Raw genomic sequence first — 19771 nt, 5'->3', positions numbered from 1 at the left:
GCCGCCGACGATAAGTACGCTTACCCTCGACGGCTTGTAGCTTATTAATAACTAAAACTCATCCCATTCATCGACGGCCTCTTTTTTGCTTTGCGTCACCTGGGGGCGCGGCGCGGGGTCACTGCGACCGCCGACCTTTTGCTGCTGTGAGGCGCCCTTATGCGTCAGCGCAGCAGCGCTGGCTGTGTTCTCATCAATGCGGAAGGTAGCCATTAAATCGGCCAACTCGCGGGCCTGCCCCTCCAGCGAGCTAGCGGCCATGCTGGTTTGCTGCACGAGTGAAGCGTTTTGCTGAGTGACCGAATCCATTTCGGTAAGGGCAGCATTAATCTGCTCAATGCCACTATTTTGCTCACGCGTCGCGGTCGAAATTTCGCCCATCAGGGTAGTAACCTGGCGAATCGCATCCACCGTTTGATGAATCGTCTGCCCACTGCGCTCCGCTTGTTCAGCGCCACCATTAATTTTCGTGGTGGTCTGCTCAATCAGGTGGCGAATTTCTTTAGCAGAGTCAGCGCAGCGCGTCGCTAGTGAACGTACTTCACTGGCCACGACGGCAAAGCCACGGCCTTGCTCACCGGCCCGAGCGGCTTCAACGGATGCATTGAGTGCTAAGATATTGGTTTGGAAGGCAATGGAATCGATAACGCCGATAATATTGTTGACTTGGCTGGCACTGGCAGCAATCTCGCGCATGAGTTGCACCGTGCGTTCTACCTCTTCGCCCCCTGACTCCGCCGATTGTGACGCCGCGACCGATAGCTGATCCGCCTCTTGGGCTGTTTCAGCATTTTTACTGACTGTCGACGACATCTCTTCCATGCTGGAGGCCGTTTGCTGGAGAGCCGAGGCCTGCTGTTCAGTTCGTGAAGAGAGATCCTGGCTTCCCGCAGAGATGTCACCTGCCCCGCTGAACACCCGCTCGCTACTGCCTCTCAACGCCAGCACCAGTTGTTTTAACTTCTCCTGCATAGCCGAGAGTCCACTATACAACTGACCGATTTCGTTGCGCCCACGATCCTCAATCCGGTCAGTTAGATCGCCGTCGGCAATCCTCGCAAAGTGTTCACTGGCACGTCTAAGGGGTCTTACAACGCTACGCATCATTGCCCACCGAATCACCACCACCGCCACGAGTGAAATCACTAAAAGGGTAATAGCAATGCCACCAATAGTCGTTGCCAAGCGATTGAGCCGTTGAAGGACGCTGGCGCCGCGCTCCTCTGTATAAGAGATAAAACCACTCATGGCCAGATCCAGTTCGGCGCTTAATGCCCCCAGCTCCTCTTGCCTGCGTTGAATTTGAAAAGGCGCGGCTTCCAGGAGGGGTGAAATGCCCTCCGTTACAAAAGCATCATAAGCGCTGATAATCGCATCACGATGGGATGCCAGCGCGCCGTCGGGATTGATTGGCACAGCACGAAACTCATCAAAACGCTCCTCTGCCTCAGCTACCGCTTCTGTGGCCATAGCAAGGCTTTCCTGCCCTTTTTCTGGATTACCCTGGGTACTGAAACTTGCCGAACGGTCTAAAAAGGTTTGCGCTCTAAGTGCGTGTACCTGGGTGCGGTTGGCTAAGTTAACGAGCCGGACGTTGGTGGCAGCCAATTCTTCAAGCGCCTGCGAGCTACTATGATTGGAGTAAAATCCAAGGCCACTGATCAAGCCTATCATAAGCACCAGTAGGGCTAACGCAGCAGTCAGGCTCCATTTGATAGAGAGGTGCTTCATTCGGTTTATTCCTTAATATTTATAGTTTATTCAATATCATATCGGCCAATATAAAATAATCTAAAATGCTATAGGGTGAATTTAGATGCCGTCCTAACATGGCCTTTACGATACCATGGCAACCCTTTGGCGGTTGGCAGACTGCGCCACATCTATCTGAAGCCAAGCCCCTGCCATGCACTCCAAGCGAGGAGCCTCAACCACCCCCTGCAAACGCGCCCGCGATAGCAACGTGGCCTTGGTATTGGCTTTAAGCGTACCCACCATATGCCCGTCAATATCGACACAACTCCCCTCAATATAAGACGCTACGTGGCCAGAGGCGGTCACAGAGACAGGGTGATTTGGCGCGATGAGCGTACCCTCTAAGCGGCCTTTAATAAGTACAGGCTCATCAGCGATCACTTTGCCTAGAATGTGGGTGGCTGAACCAATGCGACTGCCCCCCGTTAGACCCTCTATGTTGGGAGTCGACACAGTGGAGGCATTTGCTTGGGGTGGTGAGATCGGTTCAGCGGGTTGATTGGAGATGGGCGCAGCCTCGACTGCCTGTTTTTTTGGCGTTATACCAGCCGCACTTGAGGAGCGCTGCTTTAGCTTACGTCGCTTGCCATCCCATACGATCAGCGTCATTACGCCAACGCCCAGCACAATAAACCATACTTGAATGCCCATACCCTTCCTGCCGCTTTAGATGTAGTTGCCCCAGCTAACGTTATACTCGTTCTGTTATATTGCGGCGGCGTGAATAAGCCCATTCACTTGGCTTAACTCCAGGCTTTAAGACATCCCCAAGCCGATTAAGGTATTTAATGCTCATTACCATGTACCCCAAAGGCGCTCTGGCGTCGTTCACTAGGAGTCACCCTATGTTTAACAAAGCCAAGAATGCCCCGCCTGAAAACAAGGCCGCGACGCCAATAGCACCTGATACGCGCTCATCAGCAATGCCCAGCACCGCGACCAGCAGTGCGCGTCCAAGCCTCTCCGTAATTGGGGGGCATACACAAGTGGAGGGGGATATTAATAGCGATGAAGATTTGACGGTAGAGGGGCGCGTCAGCGGCGTTATCACTTGTAAACAGCATACCGTTACCCTAGGTGCCAATGGGTATATCAATGGCGATGTATTCGCCCACACCCTACATGTATCCGGTGAAGTCATTGGCAACTTAGTGGTATTGCACCGCGCGACGATCCACAAAGGTGCCCAGGTCTCAGGCACTATTGTTGCTCCTTGTCTGGTATTGGAAGATGGCAGTGTTTTCCATGGCAGCATCGATATGGATCCCGACAACGAAATGCTGAAAAGGGCCTTTAACGACGCCACTGAAAGCACAACCAAAACGGCTGCACTGAACAGCGCCTCAGGCGCTAACGCGCCCAAGACAACCGTCGATAAACGTGCAACCCTTAGTGCCGACCCAGCGGAACAAGAGACAACGGAAGCAAAAGCAAACGATTAAGGCGCTGCCAGCAGCATCAATGACGCTGAGCGCACACCGGACAAGCGGGATCGCGGGGTACTTGAAAGTGCCGCCACTGCCCGCTTAAGCCATCAAAGGTGGAGAGCCCCTGATGGGCAGAACCTGCGCCACTAATCAGTTTGAAGGCTTCTACCGCCTGAAAGCAGCCGATTAAGCCCACCAGTGGCGCCATTACCCCACTCTCTGCACAGCTAAGCGCTTCGTCTCCGCTGTCATCGGGTGGATAGAGGCAGGCGTAGCAGGGGCAAGTTACGTCGCGGGGATCAAATACCGCCAGTTGACCTGTAAAGCGGATCGCTGCCCCAGATACCAACGGTACTCCGGTCTTTTGTGAGGCGGCATTCACCGCATAGCGACTTGAGAAACGATCAGTACAGTCGAGCACCACATCCGCCGAAGCGACTAAGCGCTCCAGCGGTTCGCCCGCCACATGCTGATCTAATGCAATCACGTGGCAGTGAGGATTGAGTGCCTGCATGCTGGCCTGGGCAGAGTGCGCTTTATTCAAACCAATACTGGCGTGCTGGTGGGCAATTTGACGTTGAAGATTGGAAAGCTCGACGTGATCGGCATCAGCGATGGTAATGCGCCCTACCCCCGCGGCAGCTAAATAGAGCGCTGCCGGAGAGCCCAAGCCACCAGCCCCAATAATCACTGCATGAGCAGACTGCAGGCGCTCCTGCCCCTCGATATCCACTTCGGGCAGCATGATTTGGCGGCTATAGCGCAACAGCGCCTGGTCATCCATCATCGGCTTACTTATCCTCAAATTCCTCGAAGGCGGGGATGTGTAAATTGAAGCTCTCTTTCACCTCTTCCATCACCACGTAGCTTTTTGACTCTTTTACGCCCGGTAGCGTTAACACCACATCGCCTAATAGTTGACGGTAAGCAGCCATTTCGGGAATGCGGCACTTCAAGATGTAGTCGAACTGACCCGAGACGAGGTGGCACTCCTGAATCTGCGGCAGCTTCTCGACAGCACGGCGAAACTCATCAAAGACCGCAGGCGACTGCGTTTCCAAGCTGATCTCGACAAAGACTAATAAATTGGCCTTCAGAGCCCGCGGGTCAAGGATGGCTTGGTAACCACGAATAATACCCGCTTTCTCCAAACGCTTAACGCGCTCAAGGCAAGGGGTTGTGGATAAGCCCACTTCAGCAGCTAAATCAACGTATGAAATACGCGCATTCTCCTGCAAACAGCGCAGGATTTTAAGGTCGATACGGTCCAGCGTTCTATTTTTTGGCTTCATGGCAGGATCCAATACTGATGAATCAGGCAGTTATTAAAGGTGGCCTAGGGTAACCCGTTCATGCCCCCCCAGGTCACGAACACTTTCAACGTTTTGATAGCCAGCGCGCTCAAGCGCCTCGCGCACCACGTCGGCCTGTTGATAGCCATGCTCAAGCAGTAACCAACCTGACGCCGTTAGATAGCGCTGCGCGGTGTTTACCAAATGCAGCAAATCGGCCATGCCGCAAGCGTCAGCGACAAGCGCTGAGCGTGGCTCAAAACGCACATCACCTTCGGCTAGATGAGGATCATCGGCAGCAATATAAGGAGGGTTACTGACGATAATATCGAAAAGCGTCCCGACTTCATCATAGCTTTCTAGTACAGCAAACCAATCACTCTGTAAAAACCTAGCATTAGTAATGCCTAACGAGTGCGCGTTCTGGTTTGCCAACGCGACCGCCTCAAAGCGCAGATCCACGCCAAGTACTTGCCAGTCGGGCTGCTCACTGGCAAATGCCAGGGCAATGGCGCCAGTGCCCGTACCAAGATCGAGCATCCTGCCTGTAGGCTGGTTCACACTACTAAGCGCAAGCTCTACGAGGGTTTCAGTATCAGGCCGGGGGATCAGAGTGTCGGGAGAAGTCGCTAGGCGCAGCCCCCAAAACTCGCGCTCGCCGGTAAGGTAGGCAACCGGGGTGCCTTGGGCACGTGCCGCAACAAGTGCCTCAAAACGGGCCTGTTCCCATAAGGAGCACATTTTATCACCCCAGGTGTAGAGCCAGGTGCGGTCACGCCCGAGCACGTGGCATAACAACACTTCAGCGTCGACACGTGGCGAGCTGGAACCCGCCCTCTGCAAGCGCTGGGCAGCCTGTTGAAGCAACGCATCAAGGGACATCAGGCGTCCTGAAGGGCTGAAAGTTGCTCCGCCTGATACTCATGAATCAGCGGGCTAATCACATCATCCAACTGCTCACCGCTGACCACTTCGTTGAGTTTATAAAGCGTCAAATTAATACGGTGGTCGGTAATCCGCCCCTGGGGGAAATTATAGGTTCGAATGCGCTCACTGCGATCCCCAGAGCCCACTAGCGAACGGCGTGCGTCCGCTTGCGTCTGACGCTGGCTATCGACGGCGTTACGCTTCAACTTAGCGGCCAGCAGCGACATCGCCTTGGCACGGTTTTTATGCTGGCTGCGCTCTTCCTGACACTCCACCACCACACCAGTGGGCAGGTGGGTAATGCGGATTGCCGAGTCGGTAGTGTTAACGTGCTGACCACCGGCACCGCTGGAGCGGTAGGTGTCCACGCGCAGATCCGAAGGGTTAATATCGATATCGCCAACGTCATCCACTTCAGGCATTACCGCAACGGTGCAGGCAGAAGTGTGAATGCGGCCCTGAGATTCGGTCGCCGGTACCCGCTGCACACGATGAGCGCCGGATTCAAATTTTAGCTGGGCGTACACACCCTCGCCTTTCACCCGGGAAATAATCTCTTTGTAGCCCCCCTGCTCCCCGTGGCTGGCACTCACCACCTCGACCCGCCAACCGCGTTTTTCCGCATAGCGTGAGTACATGCGAAACAGATCACCGGCAAAAATAGCCGCCTCGTCACCGCCCGTACCCGCACGCACTTCCAGAAACACCCCACGGCCATCGTCGGGGTCTTTCGGCACCAGTAGGCGCTTCAATTCGAGATCCAGTTCGGCTAAGCGCTCACGCCCTTCGCTTAACTCCATCTCCGCCAACTCGCGCATGTCAGCGTCGCTATCACGGCTGAGCTGCTCGGCTTCGTGCATATTGGTTTCGATATCACGGTAGCGCTGCCAGGCAGCCACCAGCTCCTCTAACTCAGCATATTCACGAGAGTAGTCGCGAAAGCGCTGCTGGTTATTGATCACTTCGGGATCCGATAGCAGCATCGCCAGCTCTTCAAAGCGTTCGGTGAAGCTGTCTAAGCGTTGGCGTAGCGTCTCTTTCATGCGGGCGTATCATCCTTCTGGCGGTTAACCGTGGTCGCAGGCGTGGTCTCGAATGCAGGTTTTATAGGCAACAGCAGGCGTGGAGCGGCATTCAGCAAGTCGTGCTGCTCTTCAGACGCCGCATCCCGTATCGCCTGGGTAGGCTGGTGGAGCAAACGGTTGGTCAGTTGGTGGGCCAAGCGTTCAATGACCTTGGCAGGGTCTTCACCCCGCGCCAGCCGTTCCAGCGCTTGGTCGCGGGAAAGATCGCGCAGCGCTTCGCCATGCTGGCGGTAGTCGCGAATCAGATCACCGCCATTACGAATACGCCGCTCGTGCTGCCAACTCCCCACCCCGTGTTCAATCAACGACTCGGCCTGATCAGCCGCCACCTGGCGGTGGCGACGATTTTCCTGGATTACCTCCTCCAAATCGTCCACGGTATAGAGAAACACATCGGCCAATTCGCCCACTTCGGGCTCAATATCCCGAGGCACGGCGATGTCGACCATAAATACTGGTCGATGTCGGCGCTTTTTAAGTGCGCGCTCCACCATGCCTTTGCCAAGTATGGGTAAAGGTGAGGCGGTGGAAGAGATCACAATATCGGCGTGTTCAAGGGCGTCAGGAATCTCTTGCAGGGTAATCGCCGTTCCCTCTAAGGGGCCTGCCACTAGTTCAGCCCGTTCACGAGTTCGGTTGGCGACAGTCAGCTGGCGAACGCCCGCTTCGTGCAAATGGCGAGCGACCAATTCGATGGTTTCACCGGCGCCAATGAGCAGCGCCCGTGAACGGCTAAAATCGTCAAAAATGCGGCTGGCCATACTGACCGCAGCGTAGGCCACTGAAACAGGGTTTTTACCGATGCCTGTTTCGGTACGCACTTGCTTGGCCACTGCAAAGGTGTGTTGGAACAGACGTTCAAGCTCGCCGCCCAACCCCTTGGATTGGCGCGCCTGCTGATAGGCATCTTTCAACTGGCCCAGTATCTGCGGTTCGCCCAGCACCATAGAATCCAGGCCAACCGCTACGCGCATTAAATGGCGCGCTGCATCGTTGTCCAAATAGTGGTAGGCACAGCGCGTCAGCTCATCGACGCGTAAGTTATGAAAGCGTCCGAGCCAATTGAGTACTGCCTGTTCGCCAGCCGCATCCGTGACACAGTAAAGTTCCGTGCGGTTGCAGGTAGAGAGCACCGCCGCTTCACTAACTTGTGGCAGGTCGCGCAACTCTGCCAACGCCGTTTCAAGCTGCGTTGGCGTAAAAGCCACCTGCTCACGCACGGCCACGCTGGCGGTACGATGATTTATTCCCAGGGCAAGAAGCGTCATGCGTTATGCGTCTTCGCTAGTGTGTCGGACTTTTGTCAGCCGCTCTTGAGATAAGCAGCTGCGCCATCGGTTAGGGCTTGCTAAAACAAGTCTTTTGCGTGGTTCAAGCGCTGCCTACAATAATCTGTCATAAGTAGGCATAAAGTTTGCTGACCACTTTTTCAAGGAGGAACATTCTATCACAGCAGGCTATCATCTGGCCCACACCACTTTGCCGCAGGCAGGCAAGCCGCTATGCTGGGCATTCGGCCACTTAATCGAGAGACGCATGCGACCTCGCTTTTCATTATCGGGCCCTGTATTAATGGGCTCCACCTGTTCGGGCTTCTCATTAGTGAGCGCTATGTTACGGCATTCAATACTACTACCCGTGGCTGCCTCTGCGGCTCTACTGCTGAGTGGCTGCCAATCAACACCCAGCCCACAGGATGGGCCTCTCGGCACCTGGGGCGACGATCCGATGCACAATGCGCCGCCAATCACTCGTGGGCTTGATGCTAGTGGGCTAAGCACGCTACTCGGCGCCGAGCTTGCGGGCCAGCGCGGCGACTATCGTTACGCAAGCCAGGGCTACCTGGAGGCGGCTAAGCGCTACCGCGAGCCAGCGCTGGCTGAACGTGCCACCTTTGCGGCGCGCTTTGGCGATGAAGCAGCATTAATAGAGGCTTCTGCACTACGCTGGCGAGAGCTTGACCCTCAGGCAGAAGCGCCTAATCGTTTGCTGGCGGCCTTCTCACTGCAGCGTGGCGATTGGTTAGACAGCCTCGAACAGCGCCTGGATATCGTCGAAGCGGGCGGCCACGGCGATATCACCGCCTTTGCCGAGATTGCCGTGGCTGAAGAAGAGGCGCCATTGAGGTTAATTGCTCAGCAGTTGCAGGAGCATTTAGCTCGCCCTAACGCTGACCAGTTGCCGCACCATAGCGATGTGCTGCTGGGCACGGCTTTGATCGAGGCTACCCTTGGCGACACCGCACCCGCGCAGCGGCGGCTTGATCAAGTCGAAGTGCTCGACCCAGAATCCGCTGCGTTATGGTTAGTGAAAGCACGCCTGGCGCTGGAAGTTGAGGACTACCCCACTGCTCAGCGCGCTGCCCAGCAGGGCCTGGAGCTTGCGCCTGACGATGTGCGCTTCATCCTGTTGCTGGCCCAGGCGGAAATTCGCCTTAATAATATTAGTGCTGCAGAAGTGCAGACCAATGCACTGCTGGAGAGCCATGGCGGCAATGAAAATCTGCGCTTATCGCTAGCCCAACTCTATCTTGAGGAAGGCCACCCCGAACCCGCGCAACGCTTGTTGCAGCCGCTTATCGGCCAACCCGAGGTGCCGGATTTAGCCTATTACCTACTTGGCGCGATCACTCAAGAGCAGGGCGATATCGATAATGCGCTGCTTTATTATCGCCAAGTTAGCGAGGGCAGTGAATTTTTACCTGCTCGCGCGGCAGCAGCGCAGATGCTGATTGGGGAGGATCGTCTACTGGATGCTCGTGCCTTCCTGCGTATTGAGCGAATGCGCTTCGATAACTACTTTTCTGAGCTGGTGATGCTCGAAGTCCAGCTGCTGGACGAAATAAATCAGCCTGCGGACGCCGATGCGCTATTAGACCGCGAGATTAGCCGTACACCTGACGATGCATCGCTACTTTATATGCGCGCCATGCGGCACTGGGAAGCGGGCAATATTGCGGGAATGGAGCAGGATTTACGCCAGATATTGAGCACTGAACCTAACAATGCTGAAGCGCTCAATGCGCTGGGCTATACATTGGCCGACCTTAACTTGCCAGGACGTTTACAGGAAGCCTTTGAGCTGATTGAGCGCGCTTACGAGGCCGACCCGGACAACCCCGCCGTACTTGACAGCATGGGCTGGGTTTACTTCCGAATGGGCCAGCCTGAAGAAGCGCTACCCTGGCTTGAAAGTGCTTACTCACAGCTACCGGATCAGGAAGTTGCCGCGCATCTCGCCGAAGTGCTGAAAGCGTTGGGGCGTGATGACGAGGCGCGGCGACTGATCCAGCAAATCATGCAGCGAACGAGTCAGCATCCGCTGATCGACGAGCTGCTTGAACGCTACCCTGAACTAACGCCGCCAGAGACACCCTAACTCTGCGAACCACACTTTTTAAGCGCATTACGCCGTAACTACTTAACATGGAGCCTGTTTATGTTGACACTGACGTCCCCTTCCCGCCGCTGGCCACGGACACGACACTCTTCGCGCCTCTGGTTTGCCGGTTTCACGCTACTCTTACTCGCCGGGTGTGCTTCCCAGGCGCCTATGGATGAAGGCGGCCGCCAGGCAGGCCAGTGGGAACGCCAGCAAGCTGAGGTAGAGGCATTCGACACCTGGACACTGGTCGGCAAAGCCGGATTGCGTACACCAGAAGAGAATGTCAGTGCCAACCTGGATTGGAATCAAACCCCTTACTATTTCCGCATGCTGATTAGTGGGCCATTTGGTGGCGGACGCAACGTGCTCGAAGGTCGCGAGGGACGTTTTTCGCTCTCCAATAGCGACGGCCGCTTTGAGGCAGAAACCCCAGAAGCGCTTATGGAAGAGCAGTTGGGCTGGTCGCTACCCGTCACCGCTATGCCCAACTGGGTACGCGGACTGCCCGGTGACCCTGATAATGACAATACCGGCAGCTATCAGCTAGAAACCGACGAACTGGGCTTCCCGAGCCATCTTGCCCAAGACGGCTGGGAAATCGACTACCGCGACTGGGAGAAAGTCGACGATTTATGGCTGCCACGGCGCATGGTCATGCATTACGATGATGTGCGCATTACGCTGGTCGTTAATCAGTGGCAAGCCAGCGAGTAAAGGTAGCCTTTTACATGAACGCGCCGTTAACGCTCCCGGCTCCGGCCAAGCTGAACCGCATGCTGCATATCGTGGGCCGTCGTGATGACGGTTACCACTTACTGCAAACGCTTTTTCAGTTTATCGATCTATGCGATCAGCTTACGCTAACTCCCCGCAGTGACGGGGAGATCCACTTGATCAGTGAGGTAAGCGGCGTTAGCCACGATGACAATTTGGTCGTGCGCGCAGCACGGTTATTGCAAACCCATAGCGGCACACCATTAGGGGCTACGCTTAAGATTGAAAAGCAACTGCCCATGGGCGGCGGTCTCGGGGGCGGCAGCTCCAACGCAGCCACCGCATTAGTGGGGCTTAACCACCTTTGGCAGCTCAACCTACCGCTTGTAGAATTAGCCCGACTGGGGCTTCGTCTTGGGGCTGACGTGCCGGTCTTTGTCCACGGCCATAGCGCCTGGGCCGAAGGGGTCGGCGAACAACTCACTAAGGTCATGCTTGATACTCCCTGGTTTGTGGTGATTCATCCTGGGATAAGTGTCTCCACCCCCAGCGTCTTCCAAGACCCGCAATTGACACGTGACAGCCGCCCCATTACTATGGCGCGCGCACTGAAGGGGGGAGCGCCGGAGTGGCGCAACGACTGTGAAGCCGTGGTAAAGGAACGCTATCCGCCAATTGCGGAAGCCTTTCACTGGCTAGCACAGCACGCACCCAGCCGGTTGACCGGCACGGGCGCTTGTTTGTTTGCTACTTTTGAAACACAGCAAACAGCACAGGCAACCGCGCAATTAGCGGAACAATACTGGCCGACATGGGTTGCACGCGGACTCAACACCTCTCCTCTACATGCTGCACTGGGCTTTTAGTAAGAGCCCGCTCTGGGCAGTTGAAAGCGCCCGGCTAACGAAGGGCCATTGTTGGGGTATCGCCAAGTGGTAAGGCACCGGTTTTTGGTATCGGCATTCCCAGGTTCGAATCCTGGTACCCCAGCCAATTTCATTTTATATATGGCCTAAGTATGATCTGCGTTTTCTCCCCTGATCCCCAACACTGCAAAGGTGGCTGCGCGTGTCAAAATTGATGGTTTTCGCCGGGAATGCCAATCCCGCACTCGCTCAAAAAATTGCCGAGAGCTTAGACAGCCGTATGGGTAATGCTACGGTGGGTCAATTCAGCGACGGCGAAATCGCAGTCGAGATCAATGAGAACGTGCGCGGTAAGGATGTTTTCATCCTGCAATCCACCTGTGCACCGACAAATGACAATCTGATGGAGTTGATTCTGATGGTCGACGCCCTGCGTCGCGCCTCGGCAACTCGCATCACTGCGGTACTGCCTTACTTTGGCTATGCTCGCCAGGATCGCCGCGTGCGCTCCGCACGAGTGCCGATTTCCGCTAAAGTAGTGGCGGACATGATGGTTAAAGCGGGCGTTGACCGCGTGATGACCATGGATCTACACGCTGATCAGATCCAAGGCTTCTTTGATGTCCCGGTCGACAACGTCTACGGCTCCCCCATTCTGCTGGATGACATTGAACGTCAGAATTACAGCGACCTTGTGGTCGTTTCTCCTGATGTAGGCGGCGTGGTTCGCGCTCGAGCCATCGCCAAACAGCTGAATGCCGATCTCGCTATTATCGATAAGCGTCGCCCCCAGGCTAACCAAGCCCAGGTGATGCACATTATCGGTGAGATTGAAGGCCGCACCTGTGTCGTGGTTGACGACATGATCGATACCGCAGGCACGCTATGCAAAGCCGGTGAAGCGCTTAAAGACCACGGCGCCAAGCGCGTAGTGGCCTATGCGACACACCCGATTTTGTCCGGCCCAGCGGTCGACAATATTACCAACTCCGTACTGGATGAAGTGGTGGTGACCGACACCATCCCGCTCTCTGACGTCGCTCGTCGGAGCGGAAAAATTCGCCAGTTGAGCGTTGCAGGCCTGATAGCGGAAGCGATTCGCCGGGTCAGCAATGAAGAATCTGTCAGCGCGATGTTCCACTAATTCGCTGACGATAAAGCCCCCTTTTGGGGCCACGGAAGCGCTGTCGTCTGGTCGCGGTCGGCAGCGTATTCCTTACTTTAACTAAGAGGCAATTCCATGTCTGATTTTATCCTGAAAGCCAGCGTTCGTAACGACCTGGGGAAAGGTGCGAGCCGCCGCCTGCGTCGTGCGAACCAGCAAGTGCCGGCCGTTGTATACGGTGGCGAAAAAGGCGCGCAGTCCATCGCTGTTGAAAAAACCGCTTTCTACAAAGCGATTGAAGATGAGTCTTTCTTCTCTTCCGTCATCAAACTGATGATCGAAGGCAAAGAAGAGCAAGTCGTTGTTCGTGACCTGCAGCGTCACCCTTTCAAGCCGTTGCTGACTCACGCCGACTTCCTGCGCGTTGATGCGACTCACGAAATCACCATCAACGTGCCACTGCACGTGACGGGCGAAGAGAAGTGTGTCGGTATCAAAGACCAAGGCGGCGAACTGCACGTATTGGCCAACGAAGTGGCGATCAGCTGTCTGCCGAAAGATCTGCCTGATTTCATCGAAGTCGACATCGCTGCCGTTGAGCTGGGCACTACCCTGCACCTGTCTGACCTTACCCTGCCGGCCGGCGTCACTTCGGTTGACCTGTCCCACGGTGAAGAGCACGACAATGCAGTACTCAGCATCACTAAAGTAAAAGTACGTGCTGAAGAAGATGAAGACGGTGAAAGCGAAGGTGAAGAAGACACCAGCGCCGAGTAAGCCTCCGTCAAGCACTTCTGCTGGGGCTATGCCTGCTTAGCCCTGGTGGTGCTGACATGATGTTAGAATCAAGCGCCCCGGCGCTTGATTTTTTTTGGGGCCATCGCTGGGACGGCGTCAACCATGTCTTCTGGATATTTTTATGAGGTGGGAAGATGAGCCAGGTAACAGCCATTATTGGATTAGGTAACCCCGGCGCAGAGTATGCCGCCACACGCCATAACGCCGGTTTCTGGCTGGTAGAAGCGATTGCGCAGAGCGCCCATGCAGAGCTGCGCCCAGAAAAGAAATTTTTTGGCCACTACGCCAAGGTACGCCTAGGCGACCATGAGCTGCACCTACTCAACCCCGCCACCTTTATGAATCGTAGTGGCGCTGCGGTGGCAGCCTTGTGCCAGTTTTTCAAACTCGCCCCTGAAAACCTACTGGTTGCTCACGACGAACTCGACCTCCCCCCCGGCCAGGCACGTTACAAAACCGGCGGTGGTCACGGCGGCCACAACGGCCTTCGCGATATTATCAGCGCATTAGGCGATCAGAAGCAGTTTCACCGGGCACGGATTGGCATAGGTCACCCCGGCGAGGCGCGTCAGGTTACAAATTATGTGCTGGGACGGCCCGGCAAGGCCGAACACGAAGCCATTGTTCGCGCCCTGGATGAGTGCATCGCCACGCTACCGCTAGCGCTCGCGGGTGACTGGGCCAAAGCCATGAACCAGCTACATAGCCTCAAGCCAGAATAGACGTCGCCAAAAGCCGGCTAGTCACGCCGGTAGCTGACGGCCTGCGCATCTCGTAGAATGGCGGTTACTTTTACGCCCTACCACTTTATTCTCAGGAACATTTTATGGGTTTCAATTGCGGCATCGTCGGCCTGCCTAACGTCGGCAAATCCACACTCTTCAATGCGCTGACCAAGTCAGGCATCGATGCAGAAAATTTTCCCTTCTGCACCATTGAGCCGAACGTGGGTATCGTACCGATGCCGGATCCGCGCCTTGATAAGCTCGCAGAGATCGTCAAGCCGCAGAAAGTACTGCCGACGACTATGGAGTTCGTCGACATTGCAGGCTTGGTTGCTGGGGCCTCCAAAGGCGAAGGCTTAGGCAACAAGTTCCTGGCCAATATTCGTGAAACACAAGCGATTGCCCACGTCGTTCGCTGCTTCGACAACGAGAACGTCATCCACGTAGCCAATCAGGTCGACCCACGCGCCGATATCGAAACGATCAATTTAGAGTTGGCGCTGGCCGACCTGGATACCGTCGAAAAAGCCAGCCAGCGCCTGGTTCGCTCGGTGAAGGGGGGCGACAAAGATGCCATTGCCACCAAGGCAATTCTTGACCGTATCCAGCCCCACGTTGCGGAAGGCTTGCCGCTACGCAGCTTTGGTTTAAGCGAAGAAGAGCAGCGCCAAGTGAAAAGCTTCGGTTTTTTGACGCTGAAGCCGACCATGTATATCGCCAACGTCAATGAAGATGGTTTTGAGAACAATCCCTACCTGGATATTGTTAATGAAATCGCCGCTGAGGAAGGCGCACTGGTAGTGCCCGTATGCAACCAGCTGGAAGCCGAAATCGCCGAGCTGGATGACGAAGAGCGCTCAATGTTCTTAACCGAGATGGGCATGGATGAGCCAGGTCTTGATCGCGTGATTCGCGCGGGCTACTCACTGCTAGGCCTACAAACCTACTTCACGGCCGGTGTTAAAGAAGTGCGCGCATGGACAGTCAAAGAGGGCGCCACGGCCCCAGAAGCCGCAGGCGTGATTCACACCGACTTCCAAAAAGGCTTTATCCGCGCTGAAGTGGTGGCCTACGAGGATTTCGTATCGCTAGGCGGCGAACAGGCAGCCAAAGACGCCGGTAAGTGGCGCTTGGAAGGCAAAGAGTACATTGTGAAAGATGGCGATGTAGTGCACTTCCGTTTTAATGTGTAATCAGCAGCCAGTAAACTTACGACAATAAAAGATTGACGAAAGACGGGGTTATCAGTATCATTCGCCCCCGTTGAAAGGCTACGTAGCTCAGCTGGTTAGAGCACATCACTCATAATGATGGGGTCCCCTGTTCAAATCAGGGCGTAGCCACCAAGCATATTAAAAGCCCGCTAATTTTATTAGCGGGCTTTTTTATGTTGCCAAACTCTGCTACTAAATAAAATTCACCTATTTACTTAGATTAGCTTAATGTCGGGCGGTTTAAAAATTGCGTTAGAGCACGGGTGAGATACTCAACATCTTTAGTACCCGCGGTTTCCCGAATCGAATGCATCGCCCATTGAGGCACTCCCACATCAATAGTGGGCACACCCAACTCGGTGGCGGTAATCGGGCCAATCGTACTTCCGCAGCCCATATCCGCCCGGGTCACAAACGACTGCACGGGTACGTCAGCCTCACGACACACATCGCGAAACAGCGCGCCAGTGACACTATTGGTAGCGTAACGCTGGCTCGCATTCACTTTGACCACTGGGCCACCGTTAATCGCTGGGCCATGGCGCTCATCGTGCTTGTCGCGAAAGTTAGGGTGGAGCGCGTGGGCGTTATCGCAAGAGATCATCAGCGACGACTGAATCAGTTGAATCAGCGACTCGTCGCCCCCCTTGCCCACTTGGCCATTAATGCGCTTTAGCACATCCGCCAAGAATGGGCCTTGAGCACCACAGGCACTGGCACTGCCGACCTCCTCGTGATCGTTAGCCACCAACAAAGCGCCCTGGCTGCCATCGCAAGCAAGCAGCGCTTCTAAACCTATAAAGCAGGAGAGCAGGTTATCCAGTCGGGCACTCGCTACCAGCTCTTGCTTCACGCCCACCAAGGAGGGTGGCTGAACGTCGTAAAAGGCTAATTCGAAATCAACTATCTCCACAGCACGCAGCCCATGCTGCTCTTCCACCCACTGCGCCAACAGCTGCTCCAAAGTGGCAGAGTCGCTCTGCATTAACACCGGCGCCATCTGCGTCTGCGGATTAATCTGACGGCCAGCATTGACATCACGATCCAGGTGAATCGCCAGGCTTGGCACCATGGCAATCGCCCTGTCGATATTGAGCAACACACTTTCCAAGCGGCCATCGGCATGGCGCACATACACTCGCCCCGCCAACCCAAGATCACGATCAAACCACGGCGCCAATAAAACACCGCCGTATACCTGCACGCCCATCTGCAGCCAACCAGCTGAACACTGAGTAGCGTTGGGCTTTAGGTGCAGGCCCGGACTATCGGTGTGAGCCCCCATCATCCGCAGCGCCGTTAATTCAGACTCAGGCAGTTGAAATGCAATAATTGAGGAGTCATTACGGGTGACGTAGTAGCGCTTGCCTGGCGTTAGCTGCCAACTAGCCTTCTCTTCCAGCCGCTGAAAACCGGCTTGCTCCAATCGCGCGGCCATATTACTGGCAGCGTGCCAAGGGGTCGGTGACTGGCGCAGAAAATCGCATAACCGCGTTAAACGATCAGCGTTGAAAGTCTCGGACATGGAAATCCTCATAACAGTAATGATTGAGTCTCATAGCGCAGGTGACCTGCTACAATACTCCCTCGACCTACGCAACTCATGGGTCATATGCGAGTCTAGGGAAGAATGAGTGTACACAAATCCGGGAGAGCTTGACTGATGAGCTTGTTTGCAACGCTTTCGCGTTCGGTCGCCCTGGCTGTCATGCTGGTTGTTACCAGCCCAGCCGCCTTCGCGCAACTTGAACCGACCGATGAACAACGCCAGGCGGCAGTGGAAATTGCGGACTCGCTCCGCTACGGCCACTATGCTGATATTACTTTTGACGAAGCGTGGTCGCAGGACGCTTTCCAACGCTATCTGGACATTCTGGATGGCCAGCGCGCCTACCTACTACGCAGCGACATCGAGCCCTATCGTCACTTAGAGACGGGCATGGCAGACGCCCTTTTCAATGGCGAGCTGGATGATGCGTTTAACCTCTATAACGCTTTCAGTGAGCGCCAGCGGGCGCGCCTTGAGTCGCTGCTTGCGCAGTTGGACGAAGGCCTTGATTTCGATTTCGAAAGCAATGAGCGTTTAGAAATTGATCGTGAAGAGTCCCCCTGGGCATCCCGGCAAAGCGAGCTTGACGAGTTATGGCGCAAGCGGCTTAAAAACGACGCTTTAACGCTTGCCCTGACCGACCAGGATAGCGAACAGATTGAAGACAACCTGCGCCAACGCTATGAAGGCCAACTAACACGGCTGGAGCAAACCGAGTCTGAGGATGTATTTGGCGTACTGATGGCAGCCGTTACTAGCAGTATCGACCCACATACTGGCTACCTCTCCCCCCGCCAGGGCGAATCTTTCGATATTCAGATGAGCCTCTCCCTTGAAGGTATTGGCGCCCTACTTCAGTCGGACGGTGAATATGTCAAAGTCTCCAGCCTTGTGCCTGGCGGCCCTGCAGAGCGCGCAGGCGTGCTTGAGCCAGCGGATCGCATCATCGCTGTAGGCCAGGAAGAGGGCGAGATGGTCAATGTGGTCGGCATGCGCCTGGACAACGTGGTGGATCTGATCCGTGGCCCCAAAGGCTCCGTGGTTCGTTTGGACGTGGTGCCCGCCCAAGCGGTGGATATGACGCGCTCCCAGACCGTTGAGATTACCCGCGACACCGTCAGCCTTGAAGATCAAGCCGCTCACGGTGAAGTGATTGAAGTCGAGCGCGACGGCGAACCTCACCGCCTTGGGGTGATTAATATCCCTACTTTCTACGTTGATTTTGACGCTTGGCAAGCGGGCGAAGAAGAGTATCGCAGCACTACTCGTGATGTTGCCAAGGAAGTCGAACGGCTTAAAGAAGAGGGTGTGGAAGGTATCGTACTTGACCTGCGCAACAACGGCGGCGGCGCACTGCAGGAAGCCAACTCACTTATTGGCCTGTTTATTGATCGCGGCCCCACCGTACAAGTGCGTGATGCCCAGGGCCGTATTCAGCTGTATGGTGACAGCGAAGCCGGTACGCTCTATGACGGCCCACTAGGGGTGCTGGTGAATCGCCTCTCTGCCTCCGCTTCAGAGATCTTTGCCGGTGCCATTCAAGACTATGGTCGCGGCCTGGTACTGGGCACACCCACCTTTGGCAAAGGCACGGTGCAGACGCTTAACGACCTGAGCCATGGACAAATCAAGCTAACCCGCGCCAAGTTCTATCGTATTTCCGGCGACAGCACCCAGAACCGTGGCGTTGAGCCGGATATCGACTTCCCCAGCCTGATTGACCCCGAGCGTATCGGTGAAAGCAGCCTGGACAACGCCCTGGCCTGGGACACTGTTCAGAACGTTCAATACCGCCGCTATGGCGAACCCGAAACGGTGTTGGACAAGCTGATTGCCCAGCACGATACACGCGCTCAGGACAACGCTAACTTCCGCTATTTAGAGCGTCAGTCCACGCTGGCCCGCCAGCTACGCGAGCAGCACACCAGCGTGAGCTTAAACCGCGAGCAGCGTAAGCGCGAAATGGAAGCCCAGGAAGCCGAGCAGCTCTCCCTGGAAAACCAACGCCGCCGCGCACTGGGCCTTGAGGAACTGGATGAGTGGATGGACGCCCGGACAGATGTCACCGAGGGAGCACCGGAAGAGACCGGTGATACCGAAATCTCGCAAAACACCGAAAGCGATGAGGATGAGGCGCTGGCTGTAGATCGTGCGTACGTACTCGAATCAGCCGAGATCCTGCTCGACTATGCCCACCTTCAGAACGCTCAGCGGCTAGCCGCAAAGCGCTAACCAACGCTTAACTCCAAATAACGCAGCCCCTTCATCAAAGGGGCTGCGTTTTTATTTTTACCTGCACGTTTTAAACCTGAGGGCTTCAACCTGAGGCCTTCAACACAACGCGGCAAGACGCGTCGGCCGATCACCCATTTTAGTTAAACGCCTAGTGAGCGCCGCTAACTGAACGGCACTGCCCTGACTTCCCGCGCGAATAATCTCAAGCGCCCATGCAGGTAGCTTTGGTGCAAGCCGATAATAGACCCACTGGCCTTCGCGCTGGTCACTCAGTAGCCCGCACTGACGCAGCTGCGCCAAGTGGCGCGACACTTTAGGTTGCGACTCCTGCAGCGCATGGGTCATTTCACATACGCACAGCTCTTGCTCTTGAGACACCAGAAGCACCAACATCAAGCGCGTTTCATCGCTTAAACATTTAAACACCTGCAAGGCTTGCGGTGTATTTACTTTACCCACCATAAAGGCCCCAGACTGATTAACCATCTATGCACTGTCTGTAGTTTACGTCACAACCGTCGCTAGCGGTAAGCACCACTGTTACGCAACAGACAGAGACGACAAAACACCCTGACGCTATAGGTAGCAACGGGAAACAAAAAAGGAAAGGAGTAGTACGGAAAGCTAAATGGCTCCTCGAGCAGGACTCGAACCTGCGACCCAATGATTAACAGTCATTTGCTCTACCAACTGAG

Annotated in this window: 18 protein-coding genes and 2 tRNA genes; 11 read left to right on the top strand and 9 right to left on the bottom strand. The window is 55.4% G+C overall.

The window, feature by feature from the left end:
• Positions 1-51 precede the first annotated feature (51 nt).
• Both JI62_RS04350 and JI62_RS04345 read right to left on the bottom strand, forming a co-directional pair.
• Positions 52-1731 carry a methyl-accepting chemotaxis protein gene (locus tag JI62_RS04350; RefSeq protein ID WP_088699000.1) on the bottom strand — a complete coding sequence of 560 codons (1680 nt, stop codon included), beginning with the start codon at positions 1729-1731 and terminating at the stop codon, positions 52-54.
• A 105-nt stretch (positions 1732-1836) separates the two neighbouring features.
• Positions 1837-2406 carry a bactofilin family protein gene (locus JI62_RS04345; RefSeq protein ID WP_088698999.1) on the bottom strand — a complete coding sequence of 190 codons (570 nt, stop codon included), beginning with the start codon at positions 2404-2406 and terminating at the stop codon, positions 1837-1839.
• 194 nt (positions 2407-2600) lie between these two features.
• On the opposite strand from JI62_RS04345, the gene JI62_RS04340 reads away from it, so the two are divergent.
• Positions 2601-3197: a bactofilin family protein gene (locus tag JI62_RS04340; RefSeq protein ID WP_088698998.1), complete on the top strand. Its 597-nt coding sequence runs from the start codon at positions 2601-2603 to the stop codon at positions 3195-3197.
• Between the two features lie 16 nt (positions 3198-3213).
• Here JI62_RS04340 and JI62_RS04335 read toward each other — a convergent pair whose 3' ends face one another.
• From JI62_RS04335 to hemA, 5 genes are read right to left on the bottom strand one after another with little or no spacing between them, the layout of a single operon-like run.
• Positions 3214-3969 carry a HesA/MoeB/ThiF family protein gene (locus tag JI62_RS04335; protein ID WP_088698997.1) on the bottom strand — a complete coding sequence of 252 codons (756 nt, stop codon included), beginning with the start codon at positions 3967-3969 and terminating at the stop codon, positions 3214-3216.
• Positions 3970-3973: 4 nt separating this feature from the next.
• Positions 3974-4474 (bottom strand): Lrp/AsnC ligand binding domain-containing protein, encoded by a 501-nt coding sequence (locus JI62_RS04330; protein WP_088698996.1) that lies wholly within the window; start codon positions 4472-4474, stop codon positions 3974-3976.
• A 33-nt stretch (positions 4475-4507) separates the two neighbouring features.
• On the bottom strand, positions 4508-5356 hold the full coding sequence (gene prmC / locus JI62_RS04325; RefSeq protein ID WP_088698995.1) for a peptide chain release factor N(5)-glutamine methyltransferase: 849 nt from the start codon (positions 5354-5356) through the stop codon (positions 4508-4510).
• A complete protein-coding gene (gene prfA / locus JI62_RS04320; RefSeq protein ID WP_088698994.1) occupies positions 5356-6444 on the bottom strand; it encodes a peptide chain release factor 1 in 1089 nt (362 codons plus the stop codon). Before prfA ends, prmC begins: the two co-directional genes overlap by 1 nt.
• Positions 6441-7754, bottom strand: a complete 1314-nt coding sequence (hemA, locus tag JI62_RS04315) for a glutamyl-tRNA reductase (protein WP_088698993.1) — start codon at positions 7752-7754, stop codon at positions 6441-6443. Before hemA ends, prfA begins: the two co-directional genes overlap by 4 nt.
• A gap of 343 nt (positions 7755-8097) precedes the next feature.
• Between hemA and JI62_RS04310 the strand changes: the two genes are divergently transcribed.
• From JI62_RS04310 to JI62_RS04270, 9 genes are all read left to right on the top strand, one after another.
• Complete coding sequence (locus tag JI62_RS04310; protein ID WP_240513126.1) at positions 8098-9864, top strand: tetratricopeptide repeat protein; 1767 nt, start codon at positions 8098-8100, stop codon at positions 9862-9864.
• A 60-nt stretch (positions 9865-9924) separates the two neighbouring features.
• Positions 9925-10584: a lipoprotein insertase outer membrane protein LolB gene (gene lolB / locus JI62_RS04305; protein ID WP_088698991.1), complete on the top strand. Its 660-nt coding sequence runs from the start codon at positions 9925-9927 to the stop codon at positions 10582-10584.
• Positions 10585-10598: 14 nt separating this feature from the next.
• The gene (ispE, locus tag JI62_RS04300; RefSeq protein ID WP_088698990.1) at positions 10599-11450 is read left to right on the top strand and encodes a 4-(cytidine 5'-diphospho)-2-C-methyl-D-erythritol kinase; all 852 of its coding nucleotides are present in this window, start codon (positions 10599-10601) and stop codon (positions 11448-11450) included.
• Positions 11451-11502: 52 nt separating this feature from the next.
• A tRNA-Gln gene (locus JI62_RS04295) sits at positions 11503-11577 on the top strand.
• A 75-nt stretch (positions 11578-11652) separates the two neighbouring features.
• Complete coding sequence (locus JI62_RS04290) at positions 11653-12594, top strand: ribose-phosphate pyrophosphokinase (RefSeq protein ID WP_009287569.1); 942 nt, start codon at positions 11653-11655, stop codon at positions 12592-12594.
• 96 nt (positions 12595-12690) lie between these two features.
• Positions 12691-13332, top strand: coding sequence for a 50S ribosomal protein L25/general stress protein Ctc (locus tag JI62_RS04285; protein WP_088698989.1), 642 nt, complete (start codon positions 12691-12693; stop codon positions 13330-13332).
• Between the two features lie 155 nt (positions 13333-13487).
• Positions 13488-14075 (top strand): aminoacyl-tRNA hydrolase, encoded by a 588-nt coding sequence (pth, locus tag JI62_RS04280; protein WP_088698988.1) that lies wholly within the window; start codon positions 13488-13490, stop codon positions 14073-14075.
• A gap of 104 nt (positions 14076-14179) precedes the next feature.
• On the top strand, positions 14180-15271 hold the full coding sequence (gene ychF / locus JI62_RS04275; protein WP_088698987.1) for a redox-regulated ATPase YchF: 1092 nt from the start codon (positions 14180-14182) through the stop codon (positions 15269-15271).
• 76 nt (positions 15272-15347) lie between these two features.
• Positions 15348-15424: transfer RNA gene (locus tag JI62_RS04270), tRNA-Met, on the top strand.
• Between the two features lie 88 nt (positions 15425-15512).
• On the opposite strand, the gene JI62_RS04265 is transcribed toward JI62_RS04270, so the two are convergent.
• Positions 15513-16817 carry a M18 family aminopeptidase gene (locus tag JI62_RS04265; protein WP_088698986.1) on the bottom strand — a complete coding sequence of 435 codons (1305 nt, stop codon included), beginning with the start codon at positions 16815-16817 and terminating at the stop codon, positions 15513-15515.
• Positions 16818-16955: 138 nt separating this feature from the next.
• Between JI62_RS04265 and JI62_RS04260 the strand changes: the two genes are divergently transcribed.
• Complete coding sequence (locus JI62_RS04260; RefSeq protein ID WP_088698985.1) at positions 16956-19073, top strand: carboxy terminal-processing peptidase; 2118 nt, start codon at positions 16956-16958, stop codon at positions 19071-19073.
• 99 nt (positions 19074-19172) lie between these two features.
• Here JI62_RS04260 and JI62_RS04255 read toward each other — a convergent pair whose 3' ends face one another.
• On the bottom strand, positions 19173-19538 hold the full coding sequence (locus tag JI62_RS04255) for a metalloregulator ArsR/SmtB family transcription factor (protein ID WP_088699112.1): 366 nt from the start codon (positions 19536-19538) through the stop codon (positions 19173-19175).
• Between the last annotated feature and the right edge of the window lie 233 nt (positions 19539-19771).

The organism is Halomonas campaniensis (genome assembly GCF_002211105.1).
Lineage (GTDB): Bacteria > Pseudomonadota > Gammaproteobacteria > Pseudomonadales > Halomonadaceae > Vreelandella > Vreelandella campaniensis_A.
Note: the sequence above shows the minus strand (reverse complement) of the source record. Positions and strands in the feature narration are given on the sequence as shown.

Bases quoted from the DNA above. Each gene is read 5' to 3' on its own strand.
- JI62_RS04350 (WP_088699000.1), bottom strand. From the start codon at position 1,731: ATGAAGCACCTCTCTATCAAATGGAGCCTGACTGCTGCGTTAGCCCTA.
- JI62_RS04345 (WP_088698999.1), bottom strand. From the start codon at position 2,406: ATGGGCATTCAAGTATGGTTTATTGTGCTGGGCGTTGGCGTAATGACG.
- JI62_RS04340 (WP_088698998.1), top strand. From the start codon at position 2,601: ATGTTTAACAAAGCCAAGAATGCCCCGCCTGAAAACAAGGCCGCGACG.
- JI62_RS04335 (WP_088698997.1), bottom strand. From the start codon at position 3,969: ATGATGGATGACCAGGCGCTGTTGCGCTATAGCCGCCAAATCATGCTG.
- JI62_RS04330 (WP_088698996.1), bottom strand. From the start codon at position 4,474: ATGAAGCCAAAAAATAGAACGCTGGACCGTATCGACCTTAAAATCCTG.
- prmC (WP_088698995.1), bottom strand. From the start codon at position 5,356: ATGTCCCTTGATGCGTTGCTTCAACAGGCTGCCCAGCGCTTGCAGAGG.
- prfA (WP_088698994.1), bottom strand. From the start codon at position 6,444: ATGAAAGAGACGCTACGCCAACGCTTAGACAGCTTCACCGAACGCTTT.
- hemA (WP_088698993.1), bottom strand. From the start codon at position 7,754: ATGACGCTTCTTGCCCTGGGAATAAATCATCGTACCGCCAGCGTGGCC.
- JI62_RS04310 (WP_240513126.1), top strand. From the start codon at position 8,098: ATGTTACGGCATTCAATACTACTACCCGTGGCTGCCTCTGCGGCTCTA.
- lolB (WP_088698991.1), top strand. From the start codon at position 9,925: ATGTTGACACTGACGTCCCCTTCCCGCCGCTGGCCACGGACACGACAC.
- ispE (WP_088698990.1), top strand. From the start codon at position 10,599: ATGAACGCGCCGTTAACGCTCCCGGCTCCGGCCAAGCTGAACCGCATG.
- JI62_RS04285 (WP_088698989.1), top strand. From the start codon at position 12,691: ATGTCTGATTTTATCCTGAAAGCCAGCGTTCGTAACGACCTGGGGAAA.
- pth (WP_088698988.1), top strand. From the start codon at position 13,488: ATGAGCCAGGTAACAGCCATTATTGGATTAGGTAACCCCGGCGCAGAG.
- ychF (WP_088698987.1), top strand. From the start codon at position 14,180: ATGGGTTTCAATTGCGGCATCGTCGGCCTGCCTAACGTCGGCAAATCC.
- JI62_RS04265 (WP_088698986.1), bottom strand. From the start codon at position 16,817: ATGTCCGAGACTTTCAACGCTGATCGTTTAACGCGGTTATGCGATTTT.
- JI62_RS04260 (WP_088698985.1), top strand. From the start codon at position 16,956: ATGAGCTTGTTTGCAACGCTTTCGCGTTCGGTCGCCCTGGCTGTCATG.
- JI62_RS04255 (WP_088699112.1), bottom strand. From the start codon at position 19,538: ATGGTGGGTAAAGTAAATACACCGCAAGCCTTGCAGGTGTTTAAATGT.